The sequence below is a fragment of the Methylobacterium sp. J-067 genome (assembly GCF_022829465.1).
Classification (GTDB): domain Bacteria; phylum Pseudomonadota; class Alphaproteobacteria; order Rhizobiales; family Beijerinckiaceae; genus Methylobacterium; species Methylobacterium litchii.
The window spans coordinates 250,917-267,045 of sequence record NZ_JAKSXZ010000092.1; the positions used below are offsets into that span (position 1 = coordinate 250,917).

Here is a 16,129-nt window from a genome sequence, read left to right on the forward strand (position 1 = left end):
GCGGCGCTCAATCCGTGGAGCCGAGGAGGCTGCGCAGCAGGATCGCCTTGAGGGCGAAGCTACCCTGGGTCGCGACGGTCTCGCCCTCGGCCACGCCGCCCTCGACCTCCACCCAATCCGCGCGGCGGATGCCGAGCGTCAGGGCGCGGCGGACGAAGGTGTCCGGCCCGGTGCGGACGAAGGCGATGGGGCCCTGCTCGGTCTCCTGCACCGCGGCGGCGGAGATCGTCACGCCCGAACGGCCGAGGTCGGCCGCGATCGTCACCGAGACGAACATGTTGGCGCGCAGTGTGTCGCCGGGGTTGGCGATCTCGATCCGCGCCGGGGCGGTGTTGGTGGCGGGGTCGAGGGCGGCGTTGATCGCCCCGACCGTGCCGGCGAACGCCTCGTGGCCGGGGATCGGCGCCTCGATGGTGGCCTGGTCCCCCGTCTTCACGCGGGCGATGTCGGGGCCGTAGAGGTTCGCCAGGACCAGCATCCGCGACGGGTCGGCCACGGTGATCGCGTCGCGGGCGGTGTCGAGCACGTCGCCGATGGTGATGCCCACGCTCGTCACCACGCCCGCGATGGGCGTGACGATGGCGCTCGTGCCCGGCGCCGCGCCCTCGGCGGGGGCGAGGCGTTCGTATTGTGCCCGGTACATGTCCGCGTTGGCCTGGGCCGACTTCACCGCCGCCTGCGCCTTGGCGAGATCGACCTGCCGCCGCTCCACCTCGGCCTTGGCGACGCCGCCGAAGGACAACTGATCCTGCCCGCGCTTCACCTGCAGCGCGGCGGCCTGCTCCGAGGCGACCGCCTCCCCGAGGGCGGCGTTGGCCGAGGCGAGGCCGTTGCGCGCGTCGAGGATGCCCGCCGCGTCGAGGGTGGCCAGCACCTGCCCGGCATGGACGCGGTCCCCCGGCTGCACCGCGAGGCTCAGCACGCGGCCCTGCGTGCGCGGCTTGAGATGCGTCACCCGCCGCTCGTCGAAGGCCACCGTGCCCGGGGCGCGGACGGGCAGCACGATCCGGCGGATCACCGCCTTGCCCTCCGCGACGCCCGCCCGCTTGCGGCCCGTCTCGTCCAGGGTCACGGTGTCGGGATCGCCCTCGGCCGGCTTGTCCTTGGCTTGCGCAGCCGGCGCCTCCGGCTTGGCCCCGTAGCCGGTGAAGGACATCAGCGCATCGCGCTCGATCCAGCCGGCCCCCGCCAGCCCGGCGAGGAGCAGGAGCCCGAGCGTCCGGCCCCACCCGCTCCGGCGGCGCGGCGCGCTCACGGACGCGGAGGACGGCGTCGCGCTGCGCTGCGGCGGCGGGCGCGAGGCGGGGTTCGGCCCGTACCGGAGGGAGGGCGCGTCACGCATCGAAGCCCGACGGCAGAACCGCCTCGGTGACGTAACGGCCGCTCTCGACCTCGCGCACGATCACGTCGAATCCCTCCGAACGCCACACCTTGAGCTGCTCCACGCAGACGTAGGCCCCGGTCGTGACGTCATAGAGCCGGGTCTGCCCGTAACGATTGATCAGGCGCCGTGGGCGCCGCTTCCTGGCCACGATCCGCACCCCCAATGCGGTCAACCCGGCTGGCCGCCTCCGCCAAACAGGCGGATGCCATCGGGTTGCGGTACGATTTAGAGTTATTCCAGATTGTGGGGCGGCGACCGCGCCGCGCCATTAAATTCGGGTTCATGCGGTGCGGCGCGGCGCGACGGACGCACGCCTTTGCGGCAGAGAGACCGACGAGGGGGGCAGCGTGGCACGCCTGCTGTTGATCGAGGACGATTCCGACACGGCCGCCGACGTGCTCGCCGATCTGCGCGGGCGCGGGCACGAGGTCGCTTGGGCCGAGACCGGGCCGGCCGGCGCGCGGGCGGCAGGGGAGGGCGGCTGGGGAGCGATCATCCTCGACAGGATGCTGCCGGGCCTCGAAGGCCTGCGCCTGCTGCAGGACCTGCGGCAATCCGGTGATCGGACGCCCGCCCTGGTGCTGAGCGCGCTGGGCGACGTCGACGAGCGCATCCGGGGCCTGCGGGCGGGCGGCGACGACTACCTGACGAAGCCCTTCGCCCTCGGGGAACTCGCGGCGCGGATCGAGGCGCTGCTGCGCCGCCCGGTGGAAACGCCGGAGACGGTGCTGCGCGTCGGGAGCCTGGAACTCGACCTGATGGCGGGGCAGGGGCGGCGCGGCGGGCGCGACCTCGACCTCCTGCCCCGCGAACACAAGCTCCTCGCCTACCTGATGCGGCGGCCGGGGCAGGTCGTGACCCGGGCGATGCTATTCGAGGAGGTGTGGGGCTACCGTTTCACCCCGAAATCCAACCTCATCGACGTCCATGTCGGCCGGCTGCGGCGCAAGCTCGAAGCCGGGGGCGAGGCGCCGATGATCGCCAGCGTGCGCGGCATCGGCTTCACCCTGCAGGCCGATGACTGACCTCTTCCGCTCCACCGCTTTCCGCCTCGCCTGCGGCATCGCCCTGTGGTCGGTGCTGTTCGCCCTCGCGATCTTCGCCTTCGTCTACTGGCAGACTGCGGGCCTCCTGCGCGAGGAACTGGCCGAGACCCTGCGCCTCGAGATCCGCGCCGTGGCGAGCGACCCCAGCGGGGCCGCCCGGCGAGTCGATACGTGGATCGCCATGGATCCCCATGCCCGACACTATGCCGGGCTGTTCGGGCCGGGCGACACCCGCCGGGCGGGCAACCTCGACAGCCTGCCCGCCAGCCTGCCCCCGGACGGCGACGCCTACCGGGTGGCGGCCAAGGTCGAGCTGGGGCAGCGGACGATCCGCGACGAGATGTGGGCGGCGGCCCTCGCCCTGCCGGATGGCAGCGTCGCGGTGATCGGGCACGATTCCGACGAACTCGACCGGGTGCGGGACATGTCGGTGCGGGCGCTGGGCCTCGGCCTCGTCCCGACGCTGGTGCTCTCCATGGCGGGGGGCTGCTCCTCGCGGGCCGGGCACGGCGGCGCCTCGCCGCGACGGAGGCGGCCCTCGACCGGGTGATGCGTGGCGACCTGCGCCAGCGCCTGCCGGTGGACGGGCGGGGCGACGAGTTCGACCGGCTCGCGGGCAACGTGAACCGGATGCTCGACAAGATCGAGCACCTGATGGGCGAGATCCGCAGCGTCGGCGATGCCGTCGCCCACGACCTGCGCACGCCGCTGACACGGCTGCGCGCCCGCCTGGAGCGCAGCCGCGACCACGCCGCCACGGTGGTCGAGTTCCGCGAGGCCGTGGGGCAGGGTCTCGCCTGGATCGACCAGACCCTCGCCATGGTGACGGCGGTGCTGCGCATCGGCGAGATGGAGGACGAGCGCCGCCGCGCCGCCTTCGGCACGCTGGACCTCAAGGATCTGGCTGAGGAGGCGGTGGACCTGTTCGAGCCCCTGGCAGAGGAGCGTGGCATCCGCCTCCAGGCGCGGATCGCCCCGGTGCCGGCGATCCATGCCGACCGAGACCTCTGCGCCGAGGCCCTGTCGAACCTCATCGACAACGCCCTGAAGTTCACGCCGGAGGGTGGCACCGTGCAGGTCGTCGTCGCCCGGCGGGACGGGATGTGCCTGCTCGCCGTCGAGGATACCGGGCCGGGCATCCCGGTGGCCGAGCGGGAGCGCGTGTTCCGGCGCTTCTACCGGGCGGAGACGGCCCGCGCGACGCCCGGCAACGGGCTCGGCCTCGGGCTGGTGGCGGCCATCGCCAAGCTGCACGGTGCGACGGTCGCGGTGACCGAGGCGCCGGAGGGCGGCTGCCGGATCGCGTTGGCTTTCCCAGAGACCGGCGTCAGGCCCGCGTGAGCCGCATCACGCCTTCGCCGCGGCGGTGGCCCACCGTGGTGACGGCGATGTCGCCCGCGCGGCCTTCCGCGATCAGCGCCGCCGCGAGGGCCGCGCCGAACGGGGCGGCGACTTCGAGCCCATGGCCGATCAGGTCGCCGAGGGGATGGATATGCGCGTCGGGGGCGAGCCGGCCCAGGGTCTCGGTCTCCTCCGCCGTGATCGGCGCGACGCCGGTGGCGCCGGAGATCACTAAATCGGGGGCGGCGGTCACGGCCTCGCCCCAGCGCGCGGCCAGGGACTCCGTGACGGCACCGGGCTCGCGGCGGCAGCGGCCGCTCGCCACCGGGCCGAGGCGCGCCAGGGCTTGGGCGCTGCGCGCCTGCGCGTGCTCGGCCGATTCCAGCATCAGGAACGCGGCGCAGCTCGCCAGGATGAAGCCGCCCGGCGCCGCGCGGTCGCGCACCGGCACGTAATCGCCCTGCTTGGCGAAGCCGCCCATGGCGTGGACGAGGAGCGCGTCCGGCCGCTCGGCGCTGTAGGAGCCGCCGACCAGCATCGCCTCGTTCTGGCCGGAGGCGATCCGCGCCTGGGCGATGCGCAGGGCATCGACGCCCGCCGCCTCCTCGCCCATGAAGGTGCGCGAGGCGCCGGTCACGCCGTGGACGATGGCGATGTTGCCCGCGAGCAGGTTCGAGAGCTGCGCCAGGAAGAGGGTCGGCCGCAGGTCGTTCTGCAGGCGCTCGTTGAGGAAGGCCCCCGGATCGGCCGCGTCGCGCAGGCCGGTGAGGATCGCGCCGTCGGCCGCGTAGTCGCGCTCGCCGCCGCCCGCCGCCACGACGAGGTGCAGCGCCTGCTTGAAGGCGGCATCCTCCTTCACCCCGGCCGCATCGAGGGCGAGGCCGGCGGCGTAGACGCCGAGGCGCTGCCACGCCTCCATCTGGCGCTGGTCGCTCTTCTTCGGGATCTGCCGGTCCCAGGCGATGGCGGGGGCCGGGTGGACGGGGTAGGGCGCGAAGCTGTCCGCGTCGGTGCGCGGCGGGGTGCCGGCCGCGAGCGCCGCGAGATGCGCCGCCTCGCCTTCGCCCGCGCAGGAGACGAGGCCGATACCGGTGACGACGACCGGACGCGTCATGTTGGGGCTCCGTCGCCGATCCCCGCGAGGTGGAGGAGGCCGCTGGTCCTGGCGCGCTCGCGCATCGGCGCGTCGAGCCCCTCCGGGAAGGGCATGGTGCGGAAGCGAAGCTCCGCATCGCAGATCGACTTGCCCTCGTGGCGGATCGCCGCCTTGGTGACGGCGTAGCCCGATCCGTCGTGTTCGAGCTTCGCGGTCACGGTCAGCACCGCGCCGGGGCCGACGAAGCTGCGGAACCGCGCCTTGTCGACGCCCGTCAGGAAGGGCATCCGCTCGAAGCCGAGATGGGCGAGGATGAGATAGCCCGAGGCCTGGGCCATGGTCTCGGTGAGGAGCACGCCCGGCACCAGGGGGTGGCCGGGGAAATGCCCTTCGAAGACCGGGCTCGCGTCCGGCACCTTCGCCACGGCTTCGATGGTGCCGGCGGTACGGTCGAGCCGCACCACGGCATCGATCATCTCGAAATATTCAAGACGCATGGCGAGCTGGCCGCATCGGGTCGCGGGGCCGTCAGACCTTGGCGGCCTTCTCGGCGACCAGGGCGTCGATCCGGGCGCAGAGGTTCTTCAGCACGAAATACTGCTCGGCCGGGACCTTGCCCTCGTTGACCTCCTGCGTCCACCGCTCCAGCGGCAGCTTGATGCCGAAGGCCTTGTCCACCGCGAAGGCGATGTCGAGGAAGGCGAGGCTGTCGATGCCGAGGTCGTCGATGGCGTGGCTCTCGGGAGTGATCTTGTCCCGCTCGATGTCGGCCGTCTCGGCAATGATGTCGGCCACGCGCTGGAAGGTCGCGCTGCCGGTGGCGGGATCGTCGGACATGTCTTCTCGTGGGCTCTGAAACGGTTTCCGGTTCGGCGGCGGGAGCCCCCTCGCGCCGGATGCCCGGCGTCCTATCCCTCGCTGCCATGAGGCGCGGGCGGCGGGCCCGGAATCCCGAACCCTCCGCTCGGCGCCGACGGATCGGCGGACCTCTACACGAGGGGGTCGGGTGCGGCAACCGCAACACGACGCGGGGCCGTTTGCCGGCATCGCGCGTTCACGACCCGGTCAGTCGGGCGCCCTCGTGGTGGCGGATGCGCGGGGCGGACCTATCTGCGGCAGGGCTATTGTCACGCTCGGCCGCGCCCGAATCAGCCCGGCAACCCGAATCGGAGAAGGCGGATGAAACCGTCGCCCCCCTCGACCCTCGACCCGACCTTCGCCGTGCCGGTGCCCCCGGCCCGCGCGCTCGCGGAGGCGCGGCCGGGCCATCCCGCCATGCCTCCGCCCGAGCGCGCGCCCTCGCAGGGCGCGGCGCGGGTGATCCTCGTCCTCGCGCTGGGCGCCCTCGGGATCTACATCCTGCGGGAGTTCCTGCCGGCCCTCGCCTGGGCCGTGGTGCTCGCCATCGCCCTGGGGCCGCTCTACGCCAAGATCGAGCGGCGTTTCCCGCCCGGCCGGCACAACATCGTCCTGCCGAGCCTCGCGGTGCTGGCCGTGGCCCTCGTGTTCCTGGTGCCCCTCGTCGTCCTCGGCGTGCAGGCGGCGCGGGAGGCGCACGACGTCGCCGAGTTCGTCCGCAAGGCCGAGGAGAGCGGCATCCCCGCGCCCGAGTTCCTCAACCGGCTGCCCTACGGCGCGGCCCAGGCGACGGCGTGGTGGAACGACAACCTTGGCCATGCCCAGGCGGGGTCGGAGATCCTGCACCGCTTCGACAACGGCAAGGTCCTGGGCGCCGGCCGCAACATCGGCCGGGAGGTGGTCCACCGGGTGGTGCTGTTCGGCTTCAGCCTCGTGGCCCTATTCTTCCTGTTCCGCGACCGCGATACGGTCGCGCGGCAGGCGCTCAAGGCCTGCGACCGCCTGTTCGGCCCCCGCGGCGAGCGGGTCGGGCGCCAGATGGTCGCCTCGGTCCACGGGACGGTGGACGGCCTCGTCCTCGTCGGCCTGGGCGAGGGCGTGATCCTCGGCATCGTCTACTACTTCGCGGGCGTGCCGCACCCGGTGCTCCTCGGCGCCTTCACGGCGGTGGCGGCGATGATCCCCTTCGGCGCGGCCTTGGCCATCGCCGTCGCGGCGTTGCTCCTCCTGTCGGCGGGGGCGGTCAAGGCAGCGATCATCGTCGCCGTGGCGGGCCTCGTCGTGACCTTTGCGGCCGACCACTTCATCCGGCCCGCGCTGATCGGCGGCACCACCAAGCTGCCCTTCCTCTGGGTGCTCCTCGGCATCCTCGGTGGCGTGGAATCCTTCGGCCTGCTCGGCCTGTTCCTCGGCCCGGCGGTGATGGCGGCGCTCGTCCTGCTGTGGCGGGAATTCACCGACGGGCGGGACGTGAAGGCCTGAACGCACGGCGCCCCATCGCGGGGCGCCGTGCTTAACCGTTTCCCAATGCGATTGGGCCAGACCTCAGCTGTCTTGAGGTCATGGTCTGAACGATGCACTTGCCCCTGCGCCTGAGAGGTCAGTTCCTCGTCATCGGAAGCCTCGTCTGTACGATCGTCCTGGGGGTCGGCGCGCAAGCGGTCTTCAAGGTGCGGGACAGCGCGGCGGTGACGGAGACGATCGGCCTGCGGCTCCTGCCGTCGGTCGAGCGTCTGGGCGACCTGCGCGCAACCATGACGCGGGTGCGGCTCGGCGCGACCCGCGTCATCGACGAGACGGACGGGGCCAAGCGCGCCCAGGCGAGCGAGCGCAATGGCGCGCGCATCCGCGAGATGGGGGACCTGATCGGGGCCTACGCGGCCATCCCCTCCGACGCGGCGGGGCAGGCGGCCTTCGAGGCGTTCAAGGCCAAGTGGCGCACCTATCTCGACGCGCAGTCGAGCGCCTTCGCCCTGGGCGCGAAGGGCGAGGCCGAGGCCGCGCACGCCGCCTTCAACGGCCCGGCCAACAAGCTCTACGATACGGCCTGGAAGGACCTCGACGCCCTGCAAATCGCCGCGAGCCGCGAGGCACGCGATGGGACGGCGGCGGTGGAGGCCTCGGTCGCCTCGGCGCTCACCGGCATCGCCGTCGCCACCGGCATCGGCGCCGCCCTGGTCCTCGCCCTGATGGCGTGGCTCGCCCGCGACATCGCCGGGCGCGCGCTCCGGGTCGCCTCCTCCATGTCGCGCCTCGCGGAGGGCCATGCCGACACGGAGGTCCCCTGCACCGACCGCCGGGACGAGATCGCCGAGATCGCCCGCGCCGCCCTCGGTTTCCGGGCGAGCCTGGAGCGCAACGGCGCCCTGGAGGCCGAGGCGGCCCTGGCGCGGGAGGGCGTCGAGGCACAGCGGCGGGCGACGATGCGCGACCTCGCGAATTCCTTCGAGCAGGCGGTGGGCGGCATCGTCGGCACCGTCGCTTCGGCGGCGACCGAGCTGCAGGCGACCTCTGGCGTCATGTCCTCCTCGGCGGCGAAGACCGCTGAGCGCTCGGTAGGCGTGGCGGCGGCCGCCGAGGAATCGGCCACCAATGTCGGCACCGTCGCGGCGGCGGCCGAGGAACTCGGCTCCTCGATCCAGGAGATCGCCCGGCAGGTCTCGGGCTCGGCCGAACTGGCGGCCCGCGCGGTCGCCCAGGCGGCGGAGACCGGCCGCACCGTCGATGGCCTGCGCCGGGGCGCCGCGCGGATCGGCGAGGCGGTCGAACTCATCTCGACCATCGCCGCCCAGACCAACCTGCTGGCGCTGAACGCGACCATCGAGGCGGCCCGCGCCGGCGAGGCCGGACGGGGCTTCGCCGTGGTCGCGGCGGAGGTGAAGCAGCTCGCGAGCCAGACCGCCCGGGCCACCGAGGCGATCACCGCGCAGGTCGGCGAGATCCAGTCGATGACCGGCGATGCCGCCGGGGCCATCGAGGCCATCGCCAGCCGCATCCGCGACATCGACGGCCTGTCGGCCTCGGTCGCGGCGGCGGTGGAGGAGCAGGGCGCGGCCACGCGCGAGATCGTCCGGGGCGTCACGGAGGCCTCCGCCGGCACGAGCGAGGTCACGGGCGGCATCGCCGTCGTGGCCGACGCCGCCGACGAGACCGGCGCGGCCTCGGCGCAGGTGCTCGCCTCGGCCACCGAATTGTCGCGGCAGGCCGAGCGCCTGGGCGCCGAGGTCGGCCGTTTCCTCGGCGGCCTGCGGGCGGCCTGACGCCCCCGTCCGCCTCGGCGGGCGGGGCGCCCACGCAACCGTGCGGCGATCCCGACCTTGCCAGCCCCCTGAAGCCGGCCCACACTCCTGGACTTTCGCGGACGCCCGTCCGCAGCGTCCCAGGGAGACGGACACCGGCATGATCCAGGCCGCCAGCCAGGGCACGAGCCCCGCCACCAGCCTCGACGACGGCATCGTCGCCACCGCCGAGAGCTGCCTCGCGGCGGTCGGACAGGCCCGCGAGGCGATCCACGGGGTCATCTTCGGGCAGGAGAAGGTCGTGGACCTCGCCCTGGTCACGATCCTCGCGGGCGGCCACGGCCTCCTCGTCGGCCTCCCGGGTCTGGCCAAGACCAAGCTGGTGGAGACGCTGGGCACCGTGCTCGGCCTCGATGCCCGCCGGGTGCAGTTCACCCCGGACCTGATGCCCTCCGACATCCTCGGCACCGAGATTCTGGAGGAGGATGCCGAGCGCCGCCGCGCCTTCCGCTTCGTGAAGGGCCCGGTGTTCACGCAATTGTTGATGGCGGACGAGATCAACCGCGCCAGCCCGCGCACCCAGTCCGCCCTGCTCCAGGCGATGCAGGAGGGGCACGTCTCGGTGGCCGGCGAGCGCCACGACCTGCCCCGTCCGTTCCACGTGCTCGCCACCCAGAACCCCATCGAGCAGGAGGGCACCTACCCCCTGCCGGAGGCGCAGCTCGACCGGTTCCTCCTCGAGATCGACGTCGGCTACCCCGACCGGGCGGCCGAGCGGCGCATCCTCATCGAGACGACCGGCGCCGACGAGGTCCGCCCGACGTCGGTGATGACCACCGACCAATTGATGACCGCCCAGCGCCTCGTGCGCCGCCTGCCCGTGGGCGAGGCGGTGGTGGAGGCGATCCTCGATCTCGTCCGCTCGGCGCGCCCCCATGGCGGCGACGCGCTGGTGAAGGACAAGCTCCTCTGGGGACCCGGCCCCCGCGCCAGCCAGGCGCTGACCCTCGCCGCCCGCGCCCGCGCGCTGATCGAGGGCCGCGTCGCGCCCTCCGTCGCCGACGTGAAGGCGCTGGCCGAGCCGGTTCTGAAGCACCGCATGGCGCTCAACTACGCCGCCCGCGCCGACGGCGAGACCATCGAGGGTCTGATCGCCAAGCTCGCGGAGAAGCTCTGACCTTGGTCGCGACACAGGCCCTCGCCGCGCAGACGCGCCATCCGGGGCGCCGCGAGACCGAGGGCGCGGCGGCGCTGGCCGCCTTGATGCCCCACCTCGTGCTGGAGGCGCGGCGGGTGTCGAGCCTGCTCGCCCACGGTCTGCACGGGCGGCGCCGGGCCGGGCCGGGCGAGAGCTTCTGGCAGTTCCGCCCCTTCGTGACCGGCGAGGCCGCCGCCCGCGTCGATTGGCGCCGCTCGGCCCGCGACGACCGGCTCTACGTCCGCGAGCGGGAATGGGAAGCGGCCCACAACATCTGGTTCTGGATCGACCGCTCGGCCTCCATGGCCTTCTCCTCGGACCTCGCGAGCGCGTCCAAGGTGGAGCGCGCGCTCGTCCTCGGCCTCGCGCTCGCCGACGCCTTCGTGGATGGCGGCGAGCGGGTCGGGCTGCTCGGCCTGACGCGGGCGCGGGCTTCGCGGGGCATCGTGGAGCATCTGGCCCAGGCCCTGGTCGCCGACACGGCGGGGCTCGACCGCGACCTCCCGCCGGCCGCCCAGCCCGCGCGCTTCGACGAGGTGGTGCTGATCGGTGATTTCCTCACCCCGCCGGAGCGGATCGCGGAATCCATCGGCGGCCTCTCGGCGGCGGGGAGCCGGGGCCATCTGCTCATGGTGGTCGATCCCATCGAGGAGACCTTCCCCTTCACGGGGCAGGCGGTGCTGCACGACCTCGAAGGCGGACCCTCCCTCGCCATCGGCGATGCCGGCTCCTGGGGCGAGCGCTACCGGGCGCGGATCACCGCCCACCGAGAGCGGTTGCAGGAGATCGTGCGCGGGGCGGGCTGGACGCTGACGCTCCACCGCACCGACCGTCCCGCGAGCGAGGCGGCCTTGCGCCTCGCGACCCTCGTCATCGCCCGCGGCGGCTGAGGCGACCATGTTCGGCTTGACCTTCGCCGCGCCCCTGGCGCTCGCCGCCCTGATCGGCCTGCCGGCCCTGTGGATCCTCCTCCGGGTGACGCCGCCGCGTCCCCGTCGGATCGACTTCCCGCCGCTGAAGCTCGTGGCGGATCTGATCCCGCAGCGCCAGACCCCCGCGCGGACGCCGCCCTGGCTGGTGATCCTGCGCCTGCTCCTCGCCGCCGCGCTCATCCTGGCGGTGGCCGGTCCCGTCTGGAGCCCCGGCGGCATCGGCGCGGGCGGGGGCAAGAAGCCCCTCCTCGTGCTCCTCGACAACGGCTTCGCATCCGCGCACGATTGGCGCGACCGGATGCGGGTCGCCACCGACACCGTCGAGGGCGCCGCCCGCGACGGGCGCGCGGTGGCGCTCGTCGGCCTCGCGGAGCCCGTCGCCGCCGTCGAGGCGAAGTCCCCCGCCGCCACCCTGGAGCGGCTGCGTGCCCTCGCGCCGAGGCCCTACCTGCCGACCCGCGACGCGCATCTGCAGGGCATCGGCGCCTTCCTCGACAAGAACCAGGGCGCCGGCCTCGTCTGGATCACGGACGGGGTCGCGGGCAGCCCCGACGAGCGCTTCGCCAAGGGCCTGAACGACCTCGCGACCGGCGCCGGGGCGGCGCTCAGCGTGCTTAAGGCCGACAGGCCGCCGGCCCTGGCGCTCACCGTCTCGGAATCCGGCGGGCGGCTCACCGCCCATGTGCTCCGCGCGGCCGGCAACGGCCGGGATGCCGGGGTGATCCGGGCGCTGGACCAGAAGGGCCTGCCGCTCGCCGAGCGCGACTTCACCTTCGCGGGCGATGCCCTGAGCGCGGATGCCGTCTTCGACATGCCCACCGAATTGCGCAACGGCATCAGCCGGATCGAGGTGGCGAACGAGCACTCGGCCGGGGCGGTCTCGCTCATGGACGAGCGCGGCAAGCGGCGCCGGGTCGGCCTCGTGTTCGGCGGCACCCTCGACCAGTCGCAGCCGCTGCTGGCGCCGCTCTACTACCTCTCCCGCGCCCTCGAACCCTTCGCGGACGTGCAGCAGGCGCGCGGCGCGGCGAGCCTTGCGGACTCGATCAACCAGCTCCTCGACAACCAGGTCTCGGTGCTGGTCCTGGCCGACGTCGGCGCCCTGGACGACAAGACGGCGGGGCGCATCGACAAGTTCGTGGAGGAGGGCGGGCTACTCCTGCGCTTCGCCGGCGCGCGCCTCGCCGCCGGTCACGACACCCTGGTGCCGGTGCGCCTGCGCCGGGGTGGCCGCAACCTCGGCGGCGCCCTGTCCTGGGACGCGCCGAAGACCATGGCCCCGTTCCCGCCGGAGAGCCCCTTCGCCGGCCTGACCCCGCCGGCCGATATCGGCGTGCGCCGCCAGATCCTCGCGGAGCCCGATGGCGACCTGCCGGGCAAGACCTGGGCGTCGTTGCAGGACGGCACGCCCATCGTCACCGCGCAGAAGCGCGGGCAGGGGCGGATCGTGCTGTTCCACGTCACCGCCGACACGACGTGGTCGAACCTACCGCTCTCCGGCCTGTTCATCGACATGCTGCGGCGGGTGGTGGCGCTGGCGGGTGCCGGCCCGGCCTCCGCCGAGGCGGGCGCCAACCGCGCGAAGGTCGCCGTGCTGGCGCCCCGCGTCACCCTCGACGGGTTCGGCGCCCTCGGCTCGGCGCCGGCCTCCGCCACCGCCGTCCCGGCCGATTACGCCGACCGGGCGAGCCAGGAGCATCCGCCGGGCTTCTACGGCCCGCCGGACGGAGGGATCAGCGTGAACGCTCTCAAGCCCGACGACCGGCTCGCGCCCGTCGACTACGCGCCCCTCACCGGGGCCGCCCTCGGCTCCCTGGCCGGAGCCTCCACCGTGGACCTGCGCCCTGGCCTGTTCACGGCGGGCCTGCTGCTCCTCGTCCTCGATACGCTGGCCGGGCTGTGGCTCGGCGGCTTCCTCGGGCGGCTCAGGGCCCTGCGTGCCCGCCCCGCCGCACTCATCCTCGCGGCCCTGGTGGCATCGAGTGTGCCGGTGCGGGGCGTGCGCGCCGAGGAGCCCCCGGCCAACCGGCCGAACGGCATCGAATCGGCCCTCATCACCCGGCTCGCCTACATCATCACGGGGGACGCCGCCGTGGACGAGGCGAGCCGCGCCGGGCTCTCCGGCCTGACGCAGATGCTCGCCGCCCGCACCGCCCTTGAACCGGGCGAGCCGGCGGGGCTCGATCCGGCCAAGGACGAACTCGCCTTCTACCCGCTGATCTACTGGCCCATCGCGCCGAACCGGCCGCAGCCCTCGGAGGCCGCGATCCGGAAGATCGACGCCTTCATGCGCAACGGCGGCACGGTGCTGTTCGACACCCGCGACGCCCTCACCGCCCGGCCGGGCGGCCCGACGACACCGGAAGCCGCCTACCTGCGCAAGATGCTGGCGACGCTCGAAGTGCCGGAACTGGAGCCGGTGCCGGCCGACCACGTGCTGACCAAGGCCTTCTACCTCGTGGATAGCTTTCCCGGCCGCTACGCCACCGGCCAGACCTGGGTCGAGGCCCTGCCGCCGGCCCCCGAGGGCGGCGAGCGCCGGCCGGCGCGGGCGGGCGACGGGGTGAGCCCGATTATCATCACGAGCAACGACCTTGCCACCGCCTGGGCCATCGGCCGGCGGGGCGAACCGCTCTATCCCATCACCGGCGGCGACCAGCGCCAGCGGGAGATGGCGTTCCGGGGCGGCGTCAACATCGTGATCTACACCCTGACCGGCAACTACAAGGCCGATCAGGTCCATGTGCCCGCGCTTCTGGAGCGTCTGGGGCAGTGAGGGAAAAGGCCCCGCCATGCTGAGCCTCAGCTTCACGCCGCTCCTGCCGTGGCCGGTTCTCGCCGTCCTGGGCGTCGTCGCGCTGGCGATGGCGGTGCTGGCCGTCCTGGCGCGGGGCCGCACGGCGCTGCTGCGCGCCCTCGTCCTCGCTCTGGTCCTGGCGGCGCTCGCCAACCCCGCCCTCGTCCACGAGGACCGGGAGCCGGTGAAGGACATCGCCGCCGTGGTGATCGACCGCTCCGGCTCGCAGGCGCTCGGCGACCGGCCGCAGGTGACGGATCAGGTCCGCGCCGAGTTGCAGCGCCGCTTCGGCTCTCTGACCAATATCGAGCCGCGCTTCATCGACGTGCCCGATGCCGGCGAGGGCGACGACGGCACCAAGCTCTTCGCCGCCCTGGGTCAGGCGCTGGCCGACGTGCCGCCCGAGCGGCTGGCCGGCATCGTAATGGTGACGGATGGTGTCGTCCACGACATCCCGCCGAACCTCGCCCAGCTCGGCATCAAGGCGCCCCTGCACGTCCTCGTCACCGGCCATGCCGACGAGCGCGACCGGCAGATCAAGCTGATCGAGGCCCCCCGCTTCGGCATCGTCGGCAAGGACCTGACGATCCGCGCCGAGGTGATGGAGCGCGGCGGCACCGGCCACGCGGTGGTGGTCACCCGCCGCGACGGCGAAGAGATCGACCGGCGCGACGTGCCCACCGGCCGCCCCTTCGACCTCTCCACCCGGATCGAGCATGGCGGCCAGAACGTCGTCGAGATCGAGGTCGAGCCGCTCCCCAACGAGCTGACGACGGTCAACAACCGCGCCGTCCTGCCCATCGAGGGCATCCGCGAGAAGCTGCGCGTGCTCCTCGTCTCCGGCGAGCCCCACCAGGGCGAGCGGACGTGGCGCAACCTCCTGAAGTCCGACGCCAACGTCGACCTCGTGCATTTCACCATCCTGCGGCCGCCGGAGAAGCAGGACGGCACGCCGATCTCCGAACTGTCGCTCATCGCCTTCCCGACGCGCGAGTTGTTCGTCCAGAAGATCAAGGATTTCGATCTCATCATCTTCGACCGCTACGCCAACCAGAGCGTGCTGCCGCAGGCCTATTTCGACAACATCGTCCGCTACGTCCGCGAGGGCGGGGCGCTGCTGATCGCCGCCGGGCCGGAATATGCCGGCGCGGCGAGCCTCGCCCGCACCCGGCTCGCGGGCATCCTGCCGGGCGATCCCGACGGGCGGGTGGTGGAGCGGCCCTACAAGGCGACCCCGACCCAGACCGGCAAGCGCCACCCCGTCACCCGCGACCTGCCGGGCTCCGACGCCTCGCCCCCCGCCTGGGGCGACTGGCTGAGGATCGTCCAGGCGCGGCTGCGGCCCGGTCTCGAGCCGATCCTGTCGGGCGCCGACAACCTGCCGCTGCTCGCCCTCTCGCGGGAGGACAAGGGCCGCGTCGCGCTGCTGCTGTCCGACCATGCCTGGCTGTGGGCGCGGGGCTATCAGGACGGCGGCCCCTATCTCGACCTGCTCCGGCGCCTTGCCCACTGGCTGATGAAGGAGCCCGCCCTCGAAGAGGAGGCCCTGCGCGCTCAGACGACGGGCCACGGCCGCGAGGTCCGCGTTGAGCGCCAGACCATGGCCGACACCGCCGAGCCCGTCACCGTCACGTGGCCGACCGGCAGGGTCACGACGCTGGCCCTCAAGCCCACCGAGCCCGGCCTGTTCACCGCGACCTTCGACGCCCAGAGCCTGGGGCTGCACACCCTGCGCTCGGGCAACCTCGTGGCCTTCGTGAGCGTCGGCCCGGCAAACCCGCGCGAACTCGCCGACGTGTTCAGCGACACCGAGCGCCTGCGGCCCGTCGCCGAGGGCTCTGGCGGCTCCGTCCGGCGCCTCTCCGATGCGGCGGGGGCGTTGCAGGTGCCGCGGCTCCAGAGCCTGCGCGGCGGGCGTCTGTCGGGCGGCGACTGGATCGGCTTCCGGCCGAGCGACAGCGCCAACATCCGGGGCGTCGAGGTCTATCCCCTGGCGCTGGGGCTCGCCGCCCTCGCGGCGCTCGCCGCCGCCGTGCTGGCGATGTGGCTGGTCGAGGGGCGCCGGGGCCAGGGCCGCGCCTGACGCACACCCGCCCCGACGAATTTCCCTTTGGCCAAGGTTGCTTACGAATGGAAACGTCCGTATCAGAATCGATAGTATAGGGGATCGTCTCGTTTCCAATTGAGTAACTATCACTGCTCTAGGTGATAGGCGCCTGAGGGGCACGAGGCCGGTCT

General features: G+C 73.2%; 14 protein-coding genes. 9 read left to right on the forward strand and 5 right to left on the reverse strand.

Features of this window, described 5'->3' with window-relative positions; all coding sequences use genetic code 11:
* Positions 1-7: 7 nt before the first annotated feature.
* Both MKK52_RS10275 and MKK52_RS10280 read right to left on the reverse strand, forming a co-directional pair.
* Positions 8-1,342 carry an efflux RND transporter periplasmic adaptor subunit gene (locus MKK52_RS10275; protein ID WP_243953685.1) on the reverse strand — a complete coding sequence of 445 codons (1,335 nt, stop codon included), beginning with the start codon at positions 1,340-1,342 and terminating at the stop codon, positions 8-10.
* Positions 1,335-1,556 carry a polyhydroxyalkanoate synthesis regulator DNA-binding domain-containing protein gene (locus tag MKK52_RS10280; RefSeq protein WP_243953686.1) on the reverse strand — a complete coding sequence of 74 codons (222 nt, stop codon included), beginning with the start codon at positions 1,554-1,556 and terminating at the stop codon, positions 1,335-1,337. The genes MKK52_RS10275 and MKK52_RS10280 overlap by 8 nt, the downstream gene beginning before the upstream one ends.
* Positions 1,557-1,731: 175 nt before the next feature.
* Here MKK52_RS10280 and MKK52_RS10285 point away from each other — a divergent pair, with 175 nt between their 5' ends.
* Genes MKK52_RS10285 through MKK52_RS10295 form a run of 3 tightly spaced genes read left to right on the forward strand, consistent with a single transcriptional unit; the run spans position 1,732 to position 3,771 of the window.
* Positions 1,732-2,409: a response regulator transcription factor gene (locus tag MKK52_RS10285; RefSeq protein ID WP_243953687.1), complete on the forward strand. Its 678-nt coding sequence runs from the start codon at positions 1,732-1,734 to the stop codon at positions 2,407-2,409.
* Positions 2,402-2,980, forward strand: coding sequence for a hypothetical protein (locus tag MKK52_RS10290; RefSeq protein WP_243953688.1), 579 nt, complete (start codon positions 2,402-2,404; stop codon positions 2,978-2,980). The genes MKK52_RS10285 and MKK52_RS10290 overlap by 8 nt, the downstream gene beginning before the upstream one ends.
* The gene (locus MKK52_RS10295; protein WP_243953689.1) at positions 2,980-3,771 is read left to right on the forward strand and encodes an ATP-binding protein; all 792 of its coding nucleotides are present in this window, start codon (positions 2,980-2,982) and stop codon (positions 3,769-3,771) included. Before MKK52_RS10290 ends, MKK52_RS10295 begins: the two co-directional genes overlap by 1 nt.
* On the opposite strand, the gene MKK52_RS10300 is transcribed toward MKK52_RS10295, so the two are convergent.
* Genes MKK52_RS10300 through MKK52_RS10310 form a run of 3 tightly spaced genes read right to left on the reverse strand, consistent with a single transcriptional unit; the run spans position 3,758 to position 5,704 of the window.
* Positions 3,758-4,885, reverse strand: coding sequence for a beta-ketoacyl-ACP synthase (locus tag MKK52_RS10300; RefSeq protein ID WP_243953690.1), 1,128 nt, complete (start codon positions 4,883-4,885; stop codon positions 3,758-3,760). The two genes, MKK52_RS10295 and MKK52_RS10300, sit on opposite strands and share 14 nt — an antisense overlap.
* Positions 4,882-5,364, reverse strand: a complete 483-nt coding sequence (locus MKK52_RS10305) for a 3-hydroxyacyl-ACP dehydratase FabZ family protein (protein WP_243953691.1) — start codon at positions 5,362-5,364, stop codon at positions 4,882-4,884. The genes MKK52_RS10300 and MKK52_RS10305 overlap by 4 nt, the downstream gene beginning before the upstream one ends.
* A gap of 31 nt (positions 5,365-5,395) precedes the next feature.
* Positions 5,396-5,704 carry an acyl carrier protein gene (locus MKK52_RS10310; RefSeq protein ID WP_243953692.1) on the reverse strand — a complete coding sequence of 103 codons (309 nt, stop codon included), beginning with the start codon at positions 5,702-5,704 and terminating at the stop codon, positions 5,396-5,398.
* Positions 5,705-6,142: 438 nt separating this feature from the next.
* Between MKK52_RS10310 and MKK52_RS10315 the strand changes: the two genes are divergently transcribed.
* The 6 genes from MKK52_RS10315 (at position 6,143) to MKK52_RS10340 (ending at position 15,974) form a co-directional block, all read left to right on the forward strand.
* Positions 6,143-7,207: an AI-2E family transporter gene (locus tag MKK52_RS10315; protein ID WP_243953790.1), complete on the forward strand. Its 1,065-nt coding sequence runs from the start codon at positions 6,143-6,145 to the stop codon at positions 7,205-7,207.
* A gap of 92 nt (positions 7,208-7,299) precedes the next feature.
* Positions 7,300-8,985 (forward strand): methyl-accepting chemotaxis protein, encoded by a 1,686-nt coding sequence (locus MKK52_RS10320; protein ID WP_243953693.1) that lies wholly within the window; start codon positions 7,300-7,302, stop codon positions 8,983-8,985.
* 139 nt (positions 8,986-9,124) lie between these two features.
* Positions 9,125-10,141, forward strand: a complete 1,017-nt coding sequence (locus MKK52_RS10325) for an AAA family ATPase (RefSeq protein WP_243953694.1) — start codon at positions 9,125-9,127, stop codon at positions 10,139-10,141.
* 2 nt (positions 10,142-10,143) lie between these two features.
* Entirely contained in the window at positions 10,144-11,052 is a 909-nt protein-coding gene (locus tag MKK52_RS10330; RefSeq protein ID WP_243953695.1) for a DUF58 domain-containing protein, read from the forward strand.
* A 7-nt stretch (positions 11,053-11,059) separates the two neighbouring features.
* Positions 11,060-13,870 carry a DUF4159 domain-containing protein gene (locus tag MKK52_RS10335; protein WP_243953696.1) on the forward strand — a complete coding sequence of 937 codons (2,811 nt, stop codon included), beginning with the start codon at positions 11,060-11,062 and terminating at the stop codon, positions 13,868-13,870.
* A gap of 16 nt (positions 13,871-13,886) precedes the next feature.
* Positions 13,887-15,974: a hypothetical protein gene (locus MKK52_RS10340; RefSeq protein WP_243953697.1), complete on the forward strand. Its 2,088-nt coding sequence runs from the start codon at positions 13,887-13,889 to the stop codon at positions 15,972-15,974.
* The last annotated feature ends 155 nt before the right edge of the window (positions 15,975-16,129 follow it).